The organism is Pandoraea commovens, assembly GCF_902459615.1.
GTDB classification, from domain to species: Bacteria; Pseudomonadota; Gammaproteobacteria; order Burkholderiales; family Burkholderiaceae; genus Pandoraea; species Pandoraea commovens.
Window position 1 is genome coordinate 124093 of the sequence record NZ_CABPSA010000004.1, and the last position, 16970, is coordinate 141062.

Consider the following 16970-nt stretch of genomic DNA (forward strand, 5'->3'; position numbering starts at 1 on the left):
TCGGAAAAATATTCGACCGGTCGATGTGTGGCGTGGACGGCACGTCACGCGCGGCTTGCTTGCAGATGGATTTCGTTTGGACGGTCGACGCACAGTCCGTCAGTCGCGCGAGGCGACCGGTATAATCCCGGCACTGCCATGCGGGCACGACGCAATCTGCGGCATTTCAATGTTTTGCAGTGTGCCGCAATGTCTCGCACGAGGGCGGTTCCAAGAGGTATCCAACAGGGGGCGATTTGACTCGAGCTGCAACGACATCCCGAGCGCCGCGAGGCGCGCGCTTCAATTTCCGCGCCATCGGCGAACGCTTGCGCGCCTATCGGCTGGCAGCGGAATTACGTAGTGAGGATGTCGCCGAGCAACTCGATATCTCACGCGCCGCCATCTACAAGCTGGAGCGCGGCGAGATCGTCAAGATCGATACGCTGGAGCGGCTCGCCGCATTGCTGGGCGTATCGCTCGCCAATCTGCTTGGGGTGGAAGTCGAGTACCACGATTCGGCCGTGAGCTACTTCGAGCGCATGCGCCAGTTGGAAAGCCGTTCCGAGCGCATCGTCGCGCACTTCGATCCGATTTCGTTTCTGCTGACGTCCGACGACTACGACGTCTGGCTGCGTCACATGCTCGACGAGAGCATTCCGCCGACGCTGGTCGACCGCCATTGGGAAAACACGATCGATCGCGTGCTGGGCATCTTGCAGGAGCGTAAATCGAGTTTCTCGCGTCAACGTCTGGCCGTGACCAGTCTGATCGGTCTGCGTCAGATCGAGCAGTTCCTGCATCACGGGCTGGTCGGGCGACTGGGGTTGCCGCCAGGCGTGCAGCTGGAGCGCAAGATGGCTGCCCGTCGTGAGGTGACGCGTATCGTCGAATTCCTCGAAGCCGACACGGCGGGCGTGCAGATCGGCATCGTCAGCGACAACATGCCGAACGAAACCTTCCAGATTTTCGAAGCACAGGGCGAGGCGTACGTTGCAGTGTCGCCGTTCCGTCTCGGCGAGTTGCCGAACCTGCGTACCGGCATCGCCACCATCACCACGTCGCCCGATGGCGTGGGCATGTATCGCGCCATGATCGACCGTCTGTGGGCCGATTCCGCCAAGGGCAAAGAAGGGGCCGCATTGCTCGGCCAGTTGCTCGCGCGGTTCTGACGGTCGGCTTCATACGCTGATCGCGCGTTGATCACGCATGATGCGTCGACGACGACGGTAGTCGCGTACCGGCGCACTCTCAATAGGTGCCACAAAGCGAAGTTTTCCCACGGAATCGAAATCCGTTCGCAGTCATCCCGTCTAGTCTCCGTGCCCGAAGGTCATCCGGCCTTAGTCACCATTACTAATGGGAGATGAATGATGGGAACACCTTTCGGGAATTATTCGCAGGGAGGGCCGTCGGTAACGTCCGCGCCTGTGCTACTGGCGGGTCGATCGCTTTCATGCGAATGCGGCCACAGCTTCGGCTCGGACTTTGCGCGACTTGGCGCGGCGCCGCCGACAGTGGCGGGTTCGCTCAGCAAGGCATGGCAGACCTATCCGCAGCGCACCAGAACGGTTGAGGACAGCAACGGTGTAACGATTGGCCGCTGGCAAGCGTATCGCGAGCTCGAGCGGAGGACGGCCGACGATCTGATGGCCCAGCCGCTCGTCGCCGAAGCCATGAAAACGCGCGTCGAAAATTGGCACACGCTATTTCAGCGCTGCATCGAGCGCGACATCTCATTCGAAGATAAACGCACCGAAGCCATGCAACAGGTGCGCTACGGCCTTCCACCGGAAAACCGAGCGTTCGTGCGTACTTTTGATTCGACGCCGGTCGTCGATCAGTTGGGCGAAATCGCACATGTGAACGACGAACTTGACCGGATGAGCCGTGTTACGGGCCGTTTGCAGAAGGGGGCGGCAAAGTCGATGGGGCTGCAACACCTCGCCGACATGGCGAGGATGCGCGACACCATGCTCTCGCTCACCGTCAACATTCACGACCGGAAATTCAACGAACTGACGGCCGAGCGCAATCTGCTGATCGCGCTGAACGACATGGCGCGTGAAGCGCAACGCGAAATGTCCAGGGGCGGTGCCGACGTCCCGCTTCGACTGAAGATTCGTGGCGGCAAAGTGGTGCTCAAACCAGCGACGTCGAAGTCGCGCTTCCAGAAGAATCAAATTCGTGCGCGCAACGACGCGGCGCGCCTCGCGTTGCTGCTCGGCTATCCGGCCGACCGGCCGGTGACGTTGAACGACATCCGCGCGAAAGGACTCGGCTTGTACGAGTATTCGGCGGTGTTGGCCGATGCCAAGCACTCGCCGCAAGCCGGGACGGCGTCGTGGCTTGGCGCGCGAGCGTTGGAGATCGATCACTGGAAGCACGCTGCGCGTGAGTTGCGGGACGACCTCCAGCATACGGATGGCGGACGGATGATCGGCGCATCGTCCGAGTCGCCGCACGACGACGCGCAGTTCGATGAAGTCGATTCGCCACAAGGCGTGTCCGGGCTAGCGCCCATCGACGGCCCCTTGCCTGCGACGACGCCGAAGCGTCTCGATGCGCGTCCGTCACCGATCGGCGCATCGAATGACGACGAAGCGTTGCCTACGCTGCTTCGCTCGATGGCAGATGCCATAGACGGCGCGCCAGACGAAGTGAACACGCAGGCGGCCCCGGCAGCATCCGCCACGAAGTCCTTCCGACCGAAGGATCAGCCCGCCTCGCGCCGCGAACAGTTTGTCGAGCAGTTCATTGGTGCCCATCCGGGGAGTGCGGGGCGTCTGAGCGTCATCTTCGAACGGAGCCAGTCGGTCGAGCGTCTGGCCGAGCAGCAGGGCGAGCGAAATCGAGAGGCCCAGCGTGAGCATCCACCGGTGCGACGTCTTTCGGGGGAGGTGGGTAGTTCGATGTCGCGGCCGGTCCGTCGCCCAGCCGGTCCCACGGTGGACTGGATCAACGAAACGCCTGAGCAAATGGCATTGCGAACGGGGGCGCGCCCGAAGTCATATCGTGCACTGCCACCTGTTGCGAACCCGGCGAACCCGTCGGATACGCAAGCGCCTCCGCTTCCCATGACGCCGCCACCCGACCAGGAATAAGTCACCTTCTGACCATCAAAGTACAACTCGCCGCCACCGATTTCCGGTGGCGTTTTTTTGCGCGCTCGCATCGTATTCACCGAATTTCGGGCCTTGTAAATCACCTCGGATCGCATGCGAATTTCGCCGCATATTTTGCTTGGCGAAACCCTGCGCGCACGCGTAATAGTAAATATTTTAATTATCTGCAAGCCTTTTCAATCAATAAGTTGCGCGATTGACGCAACAGTATCTTTCTTTGCTATGTAGGGAACTTGTCAGTAGAATGGCCGCGTTGTTAATAGCGCTACGCGAGGTGAATAGCCTGTCAGGTTTTCTTCACGCATGGCTCGCCCCCGCTTGACTGTCATGCGTGATTCGTCCCCCACAAAACGGAGAACTCCATGTCACAGGACAAGGAACCGCGCCGGCGCTTTCTGCGCCAGGTGCTGGCGATCGTGCCTGCCACGACCCTCGCCACCGGTGCGACGCTTACGCAGTCCGCCTGCAGCAGCCAGACCGCTGCGCCCGCCGCCTCAGGCCAAGCTTACGAACCCAAATACTTCACTGCCGACGAATGGCGTTTCGTCAACGCAGCCGTCGACCGTCTGATTCCCGCTGACGATCTCGGTCCCGGCGCGTTGCAGGCCGACGTGCCGAAGTTCATCGACGGCCAGATGGAAACGCCGTTCGGTCACGGCAAGCTCTGGTACATGCAGGGGCCGTTCCACACCGATCAGCCGCCCGAGATGGGTTACCAACTGAGTCTCGTGCCGCGCGACATCTATCGCCACGGCATTGCCGCGTGCGACGCTCACTGCAAGAAGCAGTACAACAAAGCGTTTGCAGATCTCGACCATGCGACGCAGGAAGCCGTACTCGGGGATCTGGAGCACGCGAAGATCGAATTCGACGCAGTGCCCGCGCGCACGTTCTTCTCCTACTTGCTGGCCAACACGAAGGAAGGGTTCCTCTCGGACCCGATCCACGGCGGCAACAAGGACATGGTCGGCTGGAAGCTGGTGGGTTTCCCTGGCGCACGCGCCGACTTCATGGACTGGGCGGATCAGCCCAACGTCAAATACCCATACGGGCCCGTGTCGATTTCCGGAAAGCGGGGCTAACTCATGGCAATCAAGAAAGATAAGGTCGATGCCGTCATCGTCGGCTTCGGCTGGACCGGGGCGATTCTCGGCCAGGAACTAACCGACGCCGGGCTCAATGTCGTCGCCCTCGAGCGTGGCGCGATGCGCGACACGCCCACCGACGCGCAGTACCCCAAGGTCATCGACGAACTCGAATACTCCGTGCGCGGCAAGCTCTTTCAAGAGCTTGCGCGTGAGACCGTCACGATTCGCCATACACCCGACGATCTCGCGGTGCCGTATCGTCAGAACGGCTCGTTCTTGCTGGGTAACGGTGTGGGCGGTGCAGGCTTTCACTGGAACGGCATGCACTACCGGATCCTGCCGGAAGAACTGAAGCTGCGCAGTCATTACGAAGAGCGCTACGGCAAGAAGTTCATCCCCGAAGGCATGACGATTCAGGACTTCGGCGTGAGCTACGAAGAACTGGAGCCGCACTTCGATTTCGCCGAAAAAGTGTTCGGCACGTCGGGCAAGGCGGGCAACCTGAACGGCAAGATCGTGCCGGGCGGCAATCCGCGCGAAGGGGCGCGCTCGAGCGAGTTCCCTACGCCGCCGCTGCAAAACACCTACGGCGCGCAGCTCTTCGAGAAGGCCGCGCGCGAAGTGGGTTTCAATCCGTACCCCGCACCGGCAGCGAACACGTCCGAGCCGTACACGAATCCGTACGGTGTACGCCTCGGGCCGTGTAACTTCTGCGGATTCTGCGAGAACTACGGTTGCTACATGTATTCGAAGGCTTCGCCGCAGACGACCATTCTGCCGGTGCTGCTCAAGAAGCCGAATTTCGAATTGCGCACGCACTCGTACGTCATCAAGGTCAATCTCGACAGCGACGGCAAGAAGGCGACCGGTGTCACCTACATCGACGCGCAGGGCCGTGAAGTCGAACAGCCTGCCGATCTCGTGATCATGGCGGCGTATCAGATGCACAACGTGCGTTTGTTGCTGCTCTCGGGCATTGGCAAGCCGTACGACCCTAAGACGGGCGAGGGCGTGGTCGGCAAGAACTACGCGTACCAGATGAACGGCGCGGTGAACGTGTTGCTGCCCAAGGGCACGCAGCTCAACCCGTTCGTCGGCACGGGCGCTGGCGGCGTGTCGATGGACGATCTGAACGGCGACCAGTTCGATCACGGACCGCTCGGCTTTGTCGGCGGGGCGAGCATTCGTCACATTCGCTACGGTGGACGTCCGATTAAGATGACGCCGACCGTGCCGGGCACACCGGCGTGGGGCAGCAAATGGAAGGCCGGGATTGCCGACGCGTATCAGCGTTACATGACGATCGGGATTTCCGGCTCGGTCATGTCGTATCGCGATGCGTGTCTCGATCTCGACCCGACGTACAAGGACGCCTATGGCGTGCCGCTGCTGCGCATGACGTTCGACTGGCACGACAACGAATACAACATGCTCGGCTACATGGGCGACCGGATGGAAGAAGTGGGTCGCGCGATGAATCCCGAGAAGGTGTTCCGCGCCATTCGCAAGAAGGGTACGCATTACGACACGCGGATCTATCAGAGCACGCACACGACGGGCGGCGCCATCATGGGCACGAATCCCTCGAACAGCGTGGTCAACAAGTATCTGCAGAGCTGGGACGTCTCCAACGTGTTCGTGATGGGGGCGTCGGCGTTCCCGCAGAACATGGGTTACAACCCCACGGGCGTGGTGGCGGCGCTGGCGTACTGGTCCGCGAAGGCAATTCGCGAGCAGTACCTCAAGAACGCCGGCCCGCTGGTCCAGGCCTGAGGAGCGCAACCATGATCCGCAAAACGATGATGAAACGCTCCGTCGGTGTAATCGCTGTCGGTGCGCTGGCGCTCGCTGCCGTTGCCGTCTGGGCGCAGAACGCGGCCGCACCTTCCGGCGCTGCCGTCTCGCCGGTGCCCACGCCTGCCGTACCCGCTGTGACGGTGGAAGGCGGCAGCGCGCCGCAGACACCGGCCGCTAACGACCCGCAGGCGCAATTGCTCAAGCAGGGCGAGTACCTTGCGCGCGCCGCAGATTGCGCGGCGTGTCACACGGCACCGAAGGGCAAGCCGTTTGCAGGTGGTCTGCCGATCGCGTCGCCGATCGGCACGATCTATTCGACCAACATCACGCCGGACAAAGACACCGGTATCGGCAACTACAGCCTCGAAGACTTCGACAAAGCGGTGCGTCACGGGATCGCGAAGAATGGCTCGACGCTGTATCCCGCCATGCCGTACACGTCGTATGCGAAGGTGCGTCCGGCGGATGTGAAGGCGCTGTATGCGTACTTCATGAACGGCGTGCAGCCGGTCGCGCAGGCGAACAAAGCGACGGATATCCCGTGGCCGATGTCGATGCGCTGGCCGTTGTCTATCTGGCGCAAGATGTTTGCTCCCGCTGTAGTCGCCGATGCGGCATCGACCGATAACGATCCGATCTCGCGCGGACGCTATCTCGTCGAAGGTCTTGCGCATTGCAGCGCCTGCCACACGCCGCGCGGCTTCGCGTTGCAGGAGAAGGCGCTGACCGACGACAGCACGGCGTTCTTGTCGGGCGGCGTGGTCGACAACTTCCTCGCGAAGAATCTGCGTGGCGATGTCACAGACGGTCTGGGCAACTGGAGCGAAGGCGACATCGCGGCGTTTCTCAAGTCGGGACGTAACGACCATTCGGCCGTTTTCGGCGGTATGACGGACGTGGTGCAGCACAGCACTCAGCACATGAGCGACGACGATCTTGCAGCGATTGCGAAGTATCTGAAGACGCTCAAGCCGGTCGATCCGAACGCCAAGGCGCTCGCGTACGACGACACCGCTGCCAAGGCGTTGCGTGTGGGGTCGGACAAGAGCAACGGTGCGCTCACGTTCCTCGACAACTGCGCGGCATGCCACCGGAGTACGGGCAAGGGTTACACGCAGACCTTCCCGACGCTGGCGCTCAGCTCGACGGTGAACTCGGTCGATCCGACCTCGCTCATCCACATCGTGCTGCGCGGGGCGGAGATGCCCTCGACGAAGTCGGCACCGACGCACTACGCGATGCCGGGCTTCGACGACCGTCTGACCGATCAGGATGTGGCCGACGTGCTCACGTTCGTGCGTTCGAGCTGGGGCAACAAGGCACCGGCCGTGACGGCCGCCCAAGTGGCCAAGGTACGTAAGGACGTCGCCGCCGCGCCGCAACCGCAGCGTTGATGGTTCAGGTGGTGAAGGTTGCGGTGACGTGCCGATTCACGTCGGCACGAATACCGCGCCTGTGATGAAATGAAGCCCCGCCGGGCAATTCTGACGGCGGGGCTTTTTGTTTTGGATGTGGTTTTAGACGCGGGGAGGCACGCGTGCCGTTCATTCTTTTGGCGCTCGTCATACTGGCGGGCATTGTGTATGGGGCAGTGCGTCTGTATGCGGCCGTCGCGCTGCGCTTCGGGGCGCTCGCAGCGGTGGCGACGATCATCGTCTGCGTACTGATTGTGGTGTGGCTGGTGGTCGACGCAGTGCGCCGCTACCGCGCGGTGCATGGTGTGCGGCGTGATGGCAAGCGTCTGGTGAGCGTGTCGGGCGAGTGGGGCGAACTCACGCTCGACGCAGACCGCAAGATGGGAACGCTGCGCGTGGACGGTCATGAGACGCGCTTCGTGTTTTCGGATGTCACGTCCGCCCATCCGGTGAATGAGGGCGGACGCTGGTCGCTGACGCTGGAACTCGCACACAACGCGCAGCCGAGCTGGCGAGTGCCGATGCCGGGCCGCGCGCTCGCGCAACGCTGGACGAAGATTTTCCGTCTCGCGAACGCACACCGGTTGTAAGGCTTCGCGCGGGCGCTTAGGCGTTCGCGGGCATCGGCTGGCGCAGCGGCGGCACGACACTTTCGTCGTTGATCGGGAAGTGAAGCGCTGCGGCTACCGCGCCGAGAATCGCCGTTGCGGCCCAGATCAGGTTGTACGACCCGGTGACGTCGAGCACGAATCCGCCCAACCACGCGCCGAGGAACGAGCCGACCTGATGGCTCATGAAGCACACGCCGAAGAGCGTGCCCAGATGCCGCGTGCCGAACACCTTCGCCACCAGACCGCTGGTGAGCGGCACCGTGCCCAGCCACGTCAAGCCCATCACGGCCGCAAAGATCACGACGCTCGTGTCGGTTTTCGGTAGCACGAAAAAGAGGGCGATGGCCGCGCCACGTACGAGATAGAGCCAGCCGAGCACATGGTGCTGACGATACCGTCCACCGAGCCATCCGCACGCCCAACTGCCCAGCATGTTGAACAAACCGATCAGCGCGAGCGCCGTCGCGCCAAGCCCGACCGGCATGTGGCACATCAGCAGATAACCCGGCAAGTGCGTTGCGATGAAGGCGAGCTGGAAACCGCAGGTGAAGAAGCCGAGCGTGAGCAGTTGGTAGCCGCGATGCGAACGGGCTTGCCGGAGGACTTCGCGAAGGGACACATGCTCGCCGTCATCCGATTTGGCCGATTTGGCCGATTGGGCTGATTGGGCCGATGGGGTGGGGGCGGCGCTGCCGGGTGCGGGCTTGCGGCGACGGGACATCGTCATGAACAAGCCGAGCGGCGCCGCGCAGCACAACACCAGGGCGAGTACGAAGAGCGAGGTGGAGACGCCGTACGTTTCGCGCAAGCCCTGTGCGACGGGCACGAGGGCGACCTGTCCGAGCGAGCCGCCCGCGCTGACGAGTCCCATGGCCATCGTGCGTCGCTCGGGCGTGACGGCACGGCTCACGGCGGGCAGCACCACACCGAACGTCGTGCAACTGATGCCGAGACCGACGAGCACACCCAGCCCGATCACGAGCCAGACACCGGACGGTGCGAGGGCGGCCATCGCCAGTCCGGCAGCGAAGGCAAACGCCCCAAACGCGACGACCGGTGCAGGACCATGACGGTCTGCCATCGCCCCCGCGAACGGCTGCGCGAAGCCCCACACGAGGTTGTGCAGGGCGATGGCGAACGCGACCAGTGTGACGGGCACGCCGCGGTCGTAGGAAAACGGATTGATGAAGAGACCGAACGTCTGGCGCGTGCCCATTGCAGCACTGAGTACGAGTGCGCCAGCAAGAATGATGAGGGTGACGCGTCCCTGTAGCGACGCCGATGCGGGTGGGGTAGTTTGCGACATGATGGTGAATCCTCCTCACCGAAGTGTCGCAATGAAGTCTCCGTCAGGCAAAGGAGTTGTGTGAGCGTGCGGGTGAATTTTATTCACCTTGATGGGTGCCCGCCTGTTCGATGACCCAGTTGCGAAACGCCACGCATTCGGGGTGCGGCTCGATGTCGGGGGCGCTGATCAGCCAGTACGCGCCTTGCGATTGCGTGGTGACGTCGTGCGCGGGGACGAGGATGCCGTTCGCGAGATACTCGTCGACCAGCGGGCGGCGTCCGATCACGATGCCAAGCCCCGCCATGGCCGCCTCGAATGCCAGTTGGATGCTGTCGAAACTCAGCCCGCCCCGGGTATCGAAGTTGTCGATGCCTGCGCCTTCGGCCCAGACCTGCCAATCTTCGCTGGCGCTGCTCACGTGAATGCGAGTCGTCTCGCTCAGATTGACAGTGCCGTCCTCACGGGCGTGCATCGCGAGATAGGCCGGGCTGCACACGGGGACGAACCGTTCGCCGAACAGGCGGTGCCATGTGTCGCTGGCGACGGGCGCGCGTGAGAGGCGGATGGCGAAGTCGAAGCCGTCGGTGGGAAAGCCGACCTGGCGGCGCGAGGTGTCGACGGTGATGTCGACGCCGGGCATGCGACGCATGAACATGTCCAGACGCGGCAGCAGCCAGCGTGAGGCGAGAGTGGGGGCGCAGGTGATGGCGATGGCGCGGGAGGCGTCCGGGGTCGGCAGACGTCGTGTGCCGGTGAGCAGCAGCGAGAACGCCTCGGTCACGTACGCGAGATAGTCCACGCCTTCCGGCGTGAGCGTCAGCCCTTGCGGCGAGCGCGTGAAGAGCGCCACGCCCAGCGTCTGCTCCAGTCCGACAATGCCGTGGCTGACTGCACTCGGGGTGAGATGCAGTTCGGCGGCGGCACGTTTGAAACTCTGATGGCGTCCCGCCGCTTCGAACAGGCGCAGGGCGGACAACGGTGGCAGACGTGGCGGCATGGAATCAGTGTCGAGCGTTCGATGAGTGCCTTTGCGCGCTTGGAGAGTAACGAGTCGGGCGCACGAGACGGCGGCTTCGAGTGGTCGTTCGGATGACGTCGATTCTCGCACGACGTTGGCGCGTGTGGTGCGTCTGGCGGCTTTTCACGGTGTGGCGTGACGTCGAGCGACGCGCCGCAATGCGCAGCGCGGCTCAACTGTTACGGTGTGCGACCGGTACAGGCCCGTGCGGATTCGGTGAAGTGTATCGGGTGTGCGTCGGTACGCGTGTCTATGCTGTCACACCGCGTCTTTCTCGCGTGTTCGCAGGATGCGGCACCGGCGCGGCGTTTCAGATCGACGACTATGACGACCGAACAACTTCTGGCTTTCTGCGCCTTCGCTGTCATCACGCTGGTGACGCCCGGACCCAACAACATGATGGTGCTCGCCTCGGGGCTGAATTACGGCTTCGTGCGCACGCTGCCGCATCTCGCGGGCATCGCCTTCGGTTTCGCGCTGATGGTGTTCCTGACCGGTGCGGGCCTGCATACGGTTTTCGTGCGCTTCCCGGTCATCCATACGGTGCTGAAGTACGTTGGCGCGGCGTATCTGCTGTGGCTTGCGTGGCATCTGGCGCGCTCGGGGCCGATGGACGACGAGCGCCGGGGTCGCGAGCGCCCGATGGGCTTCGTCGGCGCGGCGGCATTCCAGTGGGTGAACCCGAAGGCGTGGGTCATGGCCGTAGGCGCGATCAGCACGTATTTGCCCAACGCGTCGCATTTGCCCGACGTCGCTTTGCTCGCTGTGATCTACGGCATCCTCGGCGCGCCGTGCATTGGGCTGTGGGCGGGATTCGGCGTGGCGATGCGCCGCGTGTTGACGGACGCGCGTTCGGTGCGCATCTTCAACGGCGTGGCGGCGGCGCTGCTCGTCGCTTCTCTGTATCCGATTCTGGTCGATTGACGGAATTCACCCGGTAATTCCATCGCTAAATCCATCGTTATACTGACGGTTCTTGCGTACCCTTCCCCCAATGTGAGGTATCGCCATGCCCCGTAAGTTCGTCAGGACGTTGCCGTGTCTCGTTGCTGCGGCAACGCTCGCCTTGTCTCCCCTGTCGTCGCTGGCCTGTACCCGTGTGGTCTATCTCGGTGCGAACGACGATGTCATTACTGCTCGTTCGATGGACTGGAAGCAGGACGTCGCGACCAACCTGTATGTGCTGCCCCGGGGCATTGCACGTGCGGGGGAGGCCGGGCCGAACTCCATCCGCTGGACGGCGAAGTACGGCAGTGTCGTGGCGACCGGTTACGACGTGTCGACGACCGACGGCGTCAATGAGAAAGGTTTGTCGGCGCAACTGTTGTGGCTCGTGGAGTCGCAGTATCCGAAGTTCGACAAGGATTCCAAGCCGGGTTTGACGATTGCCGCGTGGGCGCAGTACGTTCTGGACAATTTCGCGACGGTCGCGGAGGCCGTCTCGGCGTTGGAGAAGAAGCCGTTCACGGTTGTGACGGATAACGTGCCGGGCGAGGATCGGCTCACGACGCTGCATTTGTCGATGTCGGACAGGACGGGCGACAGCGCCATCGTCGAATACATCAATGGTCGGCAGGTGATTCATCACGGCAAGCAGTATCAGGTGATGACGAACTCGCCGACGTTCGACGAGCAGCTTGCGTTGAACGCGTACTGGACGCAGATCGGTGGCACGACGTTTCTGCCAGGGACCAACCGCGCGTCGGACCGTTTTGCGCGGGCGTCGTTTTACGTCAATGCGATTCCGAAGAGCGAAGATCCGGTGGAAGCGCTGGCGAGCATGTTCGGCGTGATTCGCAATGCATCGGTGCCGTTCGGCATTACGACGCCGGGGCAGCCGAATATCTCGTCAACGCGCTGGCGAACCGTTGTCGATCACAAGCGCATGCTTTATTTCTTCGAGTCGGCGCTCACACCGAATACGTTCTGGGTGGATCTCAACAAGGTCGACTTTTCGGCCGGTGCGCCAGTCAAGCGCCTTGATCTCGGGAAAGACCAACGCAATACGTTCAGTGGGGAAGTTTCCGCTAGTTTCAAAGCTGCGCCGCCGTTCCCGTTTCTTGGGTTGAAGTCTGGCAAGGCGGGGTGAGGGCGCTGAGAGATCGGCGAGCCGAACGTAGAAATGAAAAACGGGCCCGAAGGCCCGTTTTTACTTGGGTTTGACCGTCTTTCGTTGTCGTCGACGATCAGAATATTGGTGGAGCCGGCGGGGATCGAACCCGCGTCCGCAAGCACTCTACGACCAGTTCTACATACTTAGTTCTGTCATTTGATTTAACTGTTTTGTCGCGGACGAACACGCTACGCAACAGCGATTCACTAAATTTTCGACCTTGGCGTCGTGACGCCGCAAAGGCTTAACTGACGTATATGACCTCTGGCGGTATTGCTACCGGTCTTGCGACACTAGTCCGTCAGTGAACTAGGCAGAGGACGGCGGCCCTTAGGCTGCCAGTGCGAACGTTTCGTCGTTTGCAGTTACGTTTTTCCCATTGATTAACGAGGTGACGGGTCCTCGGTATGCCCTGCATCGCTTTATACCCACGTCGAAACCATGTCGGCCCCAGTGGAATGGTCGATTATGACACAAATGCCTCACTTCAGTGCGAAGTCGACACGCGTGGTGGCTCCCTTGTCCTTGATGCCGTCCGCGTTCAGCTTCGGCGCCACCACGAACAGCCGGTCAGACGCGATCTTGCCGTCCAGCCATGACCGCACCCGCTGGGCACGGCGCTCGGCCAGCGCCCGCAGATCGTCGTCGCCCACCTTGACGTTCGTCTCCATGAGCTTCTCCATCTCGTCATCCGGCAGCGACTTGGTGAGTCCGATCATGTTGCGCGGCTTCGCGAAGTCGGCCGCCTTGTAGGCAGCAGTGAGGTACTTGCTACGTTCCTCCGGCGTCACCTTCACACTGTCGACATCGATGCTCTCGCCCTTGCCAACCATCGCCTTGACCTTCTGCGCCTTGATGGCACGCTCGACCGCCACGCTACGCAAGCCGTCGGTGTCCTTGGCGGGGTCTACGCGACCTACGATGTCCAGCTTCAGCGCTTCGCGATCATTCAGCGCCTTGACCAGCGTTTCGAGACGCTTTTCGTCGTCAGGCAACAGACGCGCACTTCCCGGGGCGAATTCGACGTACCCCAGCTCCTGCTCGCCACCGCCGAATGCGGACGCCAACAAGCTGAACGGTGCTGTGGCCGCCTTGACGATCAGGTTCACGAACGCCCGGAAAATCACGCCGCCGAGGCTGAACTGCGGATCGTCCAGCGAGCCGGAAATCGGAATATCGACGTCGATTTCACCGCGCGAGTTCTTCAGCAACGACACCGCCAGACGCACCGGCAGGTTGGTCGCCGTCGGGCTATCCACACGATCGCCGAACGTCAACTGATCGATGAAGATGTGGTTGTTCGCGGTCAGCTTCGCCTGATCGAGCAAATAGTGCACGTCGACCGTGAGCTTGCCCTTTTCGATGGGATAACCCGCGTATTTCGTGGAGTACGGCGTGAGGTTGGTCAGCTCGATGCCGTCCGCCTTCGCGCCGAGATCCACGAACGCCATCGGCGCCAGCGGGTTGATCTTGCCGTTGATATTGATCGGCGCGTTGCGGTTCACCTTGCCCTGCAACGCCACTTCGGCAGGCTCGGTGGTGGCGGTGCCAAAAGCGCCGATCCGTCCGCCGATATCCGTCAGATTGGCTGTGTAGTTCGGCTTGACGAAGTTGTCTGTGAAGTTGATGTTGCCGCCTTGCAGCGTGATACGTCCGATGTGGACGTCCGCAGGCAGCGCCTTGCCCGCGCCGTAGCCGGGGCCACGTTCGGCCGTCGTCTTGCCGGGCGATTGCTCCTTCTTCTCGACCTCCGTCGGCTGCCCGGCTTCTACCGCTGAAGCCGCCGCATCGAGCGGAGGCTTTGCTGCGGACGCCGCATCCAGCGGTATGCCTTCATTGGCGCGCGTGAGCGAGCGGGGCGCCTGGTTATTGCCCACCACGTCGGCCAGATTCAGACGACCGTTCGCATTGATGATCAGACGCGCGTAAAAGCGCGACAGTGCAATGCTGCCCAACTGGACGTTCGGCTTGCCGCTGCCCACCGCCAGATTGATCTGTTGCACCGCCAACGCATTCCAGCGCACGAAGTCGTCCGTCGTCACCTTGTCCAGCAGGCGTACGTTGCCGAGCGTGGCGTCACCGCGATACGTCACTTGCGGGGTGTCGCCCTTCATCGCGAAGGTGGCGCGTCCGTTGCTGGAGAGCAGGGCGCTCGCGATGCTCGCGTTCAGTTCGTCGCTCATGTACGAATCGAACGCAGCCAGATCGAGCTGCTGGGTCTTGACCTGAAGATCGCCGGATAACGGCTGCGGCGTGACGTTACCCGTCGCGTTGAGCGAGCCCTTTTTGTTAAGCGTGCCGCTCACCTCAAGCTGCAACGGCTTGGTCATGTCTTGCGACGCGCCCTGGACCTTGATGTTGAGCGGTGCGAACTTCGCATTGATCGGACGGCCTTTGACCGCGCGATCTTCAAACCCGATGCTCGCGTTCTCGACCGAGACTTTGCCGACCTTCCACTGCCATCCGCCCGCGGCTTGCGCACTCGATGCAGGAGCTTTGCCAGACGTACGCCGACCGCGTTCGGTGCCGACGCGGGCGCTGATGCCGCTGCCGCCGCTTGCGGACGCCTTCGGCTGGCCGTCGCCGGTCAGCGCCAGCAGGTTGATCTTGCCGTCCTTGTCGCGGCGTGCGGCTATGTCCAATCCGCTGACCGTCACTTCGTCCACGACCGCCTGACGGGCACCAAGGTCGAAGTGCGAGAGCTTCGCCTGCGCCTTGGCCAGCTTCACCGGGGCATCGCCCTTCTGGCCGGTCAGCCACTCGATCTTTTCCAGCGTCGCCGTGGCGGGTGCGATCTGCACATTGGGTTGCTTGTCGGGGGCAAACGCGGCATTGAACGTTGCTTGCGCACCCACCGTACCGCTCTTCAGGTCGCCAGCGAGAGCGCCTTGTGCAAACGGCAGCAGCGGCGCGAGCGCGATCGACTGTGCGTCCAGTTCCCCGCTGGCGTTATACGCAGGCAGGCTGAACTGACCGTGCGCCTTGAGCGAGCCACCGCTTTGGACGCCCAGCGACGCATCGTAAGTTGCGGGGTCCTTACCCAGCGTAGAAAACTGTTTCACGCCGAGCTGGACGTTCTCCAGCGCAATGCTCGCGGGCTTTGCGCCGCGCTCATCGGTGAAACGCAGCTTGCTGTTCACCAGAGAAACCTCGCCGACGAGCAGGTCGAGCGGCAACGGTTGCGCTGCGGCCGCAGCCTTCGCCTGCGCGGCTTCAGCCGCCGATGCGGGCGTGGCAGGGCGTGCCGTTTGTTCGGCAGCCACCTTCGGTGCGGACTTTGCCGCTTCGCTCGCCTTGGGCGATGCCGCCGCTTCGTCGACCGCTTTGCCGACAGCCTTCAGCACCGGCCGTTGCGGCAGCAGGGCTTTTACGACGTTGATCGACCCGTCCTTCTCCATCGTGACATGCTGGTCGAGGCCATCGATCCGTATGCTGTCGACGTGATAGATGTTGCTCAGCGGTTCGACCTTGCCCAGCTTGACGTCAATTTGTTTGACCGCAACGAGCGGTGAGCCGTTAGCTTCGTTGACCACTGCGTCAGCCAACCCCGCAGTTCCCGTCAGGACTACGTGGTTGCCGTCCTTGTCTCGCGTAAAGCGCAGTTTCAGATCGGTGCTGATCGCACCGCTCTTGATTTGCGCGGGAACGGTCATGGGCGCGTAACCGAGGTACTTCGGCACGTCGAGCCGGTCGAGCTTGATGTCGACGGTCGACTCCAGCGAGTCGGCAAACGGCTTGGTCTGTCCTGAGATATGCAGCGGCGAGCCGTCGATGGACGCCTGCAGCAACGGCTGTACGAAGATATCGGTGTCGGCCGGCAGGTTGGCAATAAATGGCACGCCGACCTGCAGATTGTCGACAACGTGCTTTTCGTTCTGATAAGCATCGTCGATGCGAATCGTGCCGTTCTTGATCTGTACGTTGTTCAGTGCAAAGCGCGCAGGCTTCGATGGTTCGGGCGAGGGCGGACCGGACGTCGCGCGATCGATGATGTCCGAGAAGTTGAACCGCTGCGGCGCGGTGCGCACGATGTTCACGACGGGCGTGTCGACGTACAACTCGCCGATCACCGGGGCAAAGCGGAATAGCGAGCTCCACGAGGCGTTCACCCGCAATTCGCCGATATCGACGAACGGTTGGCCGGGTGTCTTGTCGCCGATATGCACCTGATGCAGATCGAGACGCAGCGTGTATGGATTGAAACTGACGTCGCCGACGCTCACCGGCCGTTCCAGATAAGCGGAGAGTTTGTCGACGGCGTAATGCTTGAGCACGGCCGGCACCGTAAAGTAGCCGACCACCCCAAATACGGCGATGATCCCTGCGGCCCATAGCCCGGTCTTGCGTGCGCGGCGGCGCACGTCCGGGTCGCGTCCAAGCGCTTGCGCGCGGGCGAGGCCTTGCTGAACGCGGGTGCTGCCTGCGGGGGGAGTTTTTGAGGGTTCGCGATCGTTCGCTTGTTCGGCCATGCGGTCTCCCGTAAGTAGCCTATGAAGCATACGCGGCGCCACCAAGGCGCGGCGGGACATTCCCAGA

Annotated in this window: 11 protein-coding genes and 1 other RNA gene; 8 read left to right on the plus strand and 4 right to left on the minus strand. The window is 62.3% G+C overall.

Translation table 11 applies throughout. The annotated features are described in order from the left end of the window. Positions 1–236 precede the first annotated feature (236 nt). From PCO31010_RS13430 to PCO31010_RS13455, 6 genes are all read left to right on the plus strand, one after another. Positions 237–1151: a helix-turn-helix domain-containing protein gene (locus PCO31010_RS13430; RefSeq protein WP_150664725.1), complete on the plus strand. Its 915-nt coding sequence runs from the start codon at positions 237–239 to the stop codon at positions 1149–1151. 345 nt (positions 1152–1496) lie between these two features. Then, a complete protein-coding gene (locus PCO31010_RS13435) occupies positions 1497–3083 on the plus strand; it encodes a hypothetical protein (RefSeq protein WP_150664726.1) in 1587 nt (528 codons plus the stop codon). A 383-nt stretch (positions 3084–3466) separates the two neighbouring features. Then, positions 3467–4186 (plus strand): gluconate 2-dehydrogenase subunit 3 family protein, encoded by a 720-nt coding sequence (locus PCO31010_RS13440; protein WP_150664727.1) that lies wholly within the window; start codon positions 3467–3469, stop codon positions 4184–4186. Positions 4187–4189: 3 nt separating this feature from the next. Beyond that, entirely contained in the window at positions 4190–5965 is a 1776-nt protein-coding gene (locus PCO31010_RS13445; RefSeq protein ID WP_039399470.1) for a GMC family oxidoreductase, read from the plus strand. Positions 5966–5976: 11 nt separating this feature from the next. Then, a complete protein-coding gene (locus tag PCO31010_RS13450; RefSeq protein ID WP_246184601.1) occupies positions 5977–7383 on the plus strand; it encodes a c-type cytochrome in 1407 nt (468 codons plus the stop codon). A 143-nt stretch (positions 7384–7526) separates the two neighbouring features. After that, entirely contained in the window at positions 7527–7994 is a 468-nt protein-coding gene (locus PCO31010_RS13455; RefSeq protein WP_150664728.1) for a hypothetical protein, read from the plus strand. Positions 7995–8010: 16 nt separating this feature from the next. Here the strand turns inward: PCO31010_RS13455 and PCO31010_RS13460 are convergent, their stop codons facing one another. Continuing rightward, positions 8011–9321, minus strand: a complete 1311-nt coding sequence (locus PCO31010_RS13460) for an MFS transporter (protein ID WP_150664729.1) — start codon at positions 9319–9321, stop codon at positions 8011–8013. Positions 9322–9400: 79 nt separating this feature from the next. After that, positions 9401–10300 carry a LysR substrate-binding domain-containing protein gene (locus PCO31010_RS13465; protein ID WP_150664730.1) on the minus strand — a complete coding sequence of 300 codons (900 nt, stop codon included), beginning with the start codon at positions 10298–10300 and terminating at the stop codon, positions 9401–9403. A 345-nt stretch (positions 10301–10645) separates the two neighbouring features. Here PCO31010_RS13465 and PCO31010_RS13470 point away from each other — a divergent pair, with 345 nt between their 5' ends. Further along, a complete protein-coding gene (locus PCO31010_RS13470; RefSeq protein WP_150664731.1) occupies positions 10646–11245 on the plus strand; it encodes a LysE family translocator in 600 nt (199 codons plus the stop codon). An 85-nt stretch (positions 11246–11330) separates the two neighbouring features. Further along, positions 11331–12410, plus strand: coding sequence for a linear amide C-N hydrolase (locus PCO31010_RS13475; protein ID WP_150664732.1), 1080 nt, complete (start codon positions 11331–11333; stop codon positions 12408–12410). Between the two features lie 106 nt (positions 12411–12516). Here PCO31010_RS13475 and ssrA read toward each other — a convergent pair. Together ssrA and PCO31010_RS13485 are read right to left on the minus strand one after the other, a co-directional pair. Then, positions 12517–12886: a transfer-messenger RNA gene (ssrA, locus tag PCO31010_RS13480) on the minus strand. A 30-nt stretch (positions 12887–12916) separates the two neighbouring features. Beyond that, complete coding sequence (locus PCO31010_RS13485) at positions 12917–16903, minus strand: DUF748 domain-containing protein (RefSeq protein ID WP_174984719.1); 3987 nt, start codon at positions 16901–16903, stop codon at positions 12917–12919. Positions 16904–16970: the final 67 nt, after the last annotated feature.

What these genes read in the sequence shown, in the direction of transcription:
- PCO31010_RS13440 (WP_150664727.1), top strand. Translation starts at nt 3,467, where the DNA reads ATGTCACAGGACAAGGAACCGCGCCGGCGCTTTCTGCGCCAGGTGCTG.
- PCO31010_RS13445 (WP_039399470.1), top strand. Translation starts at nt 4,190, where the DNA reads ATGGCAATCAAGAAAGATAAGGTCGATGCCGTCATCGTCGGCTTCGGC.
- PCO31010_RS13450 (WP_246184601.1), top strand. Translation starts at nt 5,977, where the DNA reads ATGATCCGCAAAACGATGATGAAACGCTCCGTCGGTGTAATCGCTGTC.
- PCO31010_RS13460 (WP_150664729.1), bottom strand. Translation starts at nt 9,321, where the DNA reads ATGTCGCAAACTACCCCACCCGCATCGGCGTCGCTACAGGGACGCGTC.
- PCO31010_RS13465 (WP_150664730.1), bottom strand. Translation starts at nt 10,300, where the DNA reads ATGCCGCCACGTCTGCCACCGTTGTCCGCCCTGCGCCTGTTCGAAGCG.
- PCO31010_RS13470 (WP_150664731.1), top strand. Translation starts at nt 10,646, where the DNA reads ATGACGACCGAACAACTTCTGGCTTTCTGCGCCTTCGCTGTCATCACG.
- PCO31010_RS13475 (WP_150664732.1), top strand. Translation starts at nt 11,331, where the DNA reads ATGCCCCGTAAGTTCGTCAGGACGTTGCCGTGTCTCGTTGCTGCGGCA.
- PCO31010_RS13485 (WP_174984719.1), bottom strand. Translation starts at nt 16,903, where the DNA reads ATGGCCGAACAAGCGAACGATCGCGAACCCTCAAAAACTCCCCCCGCA.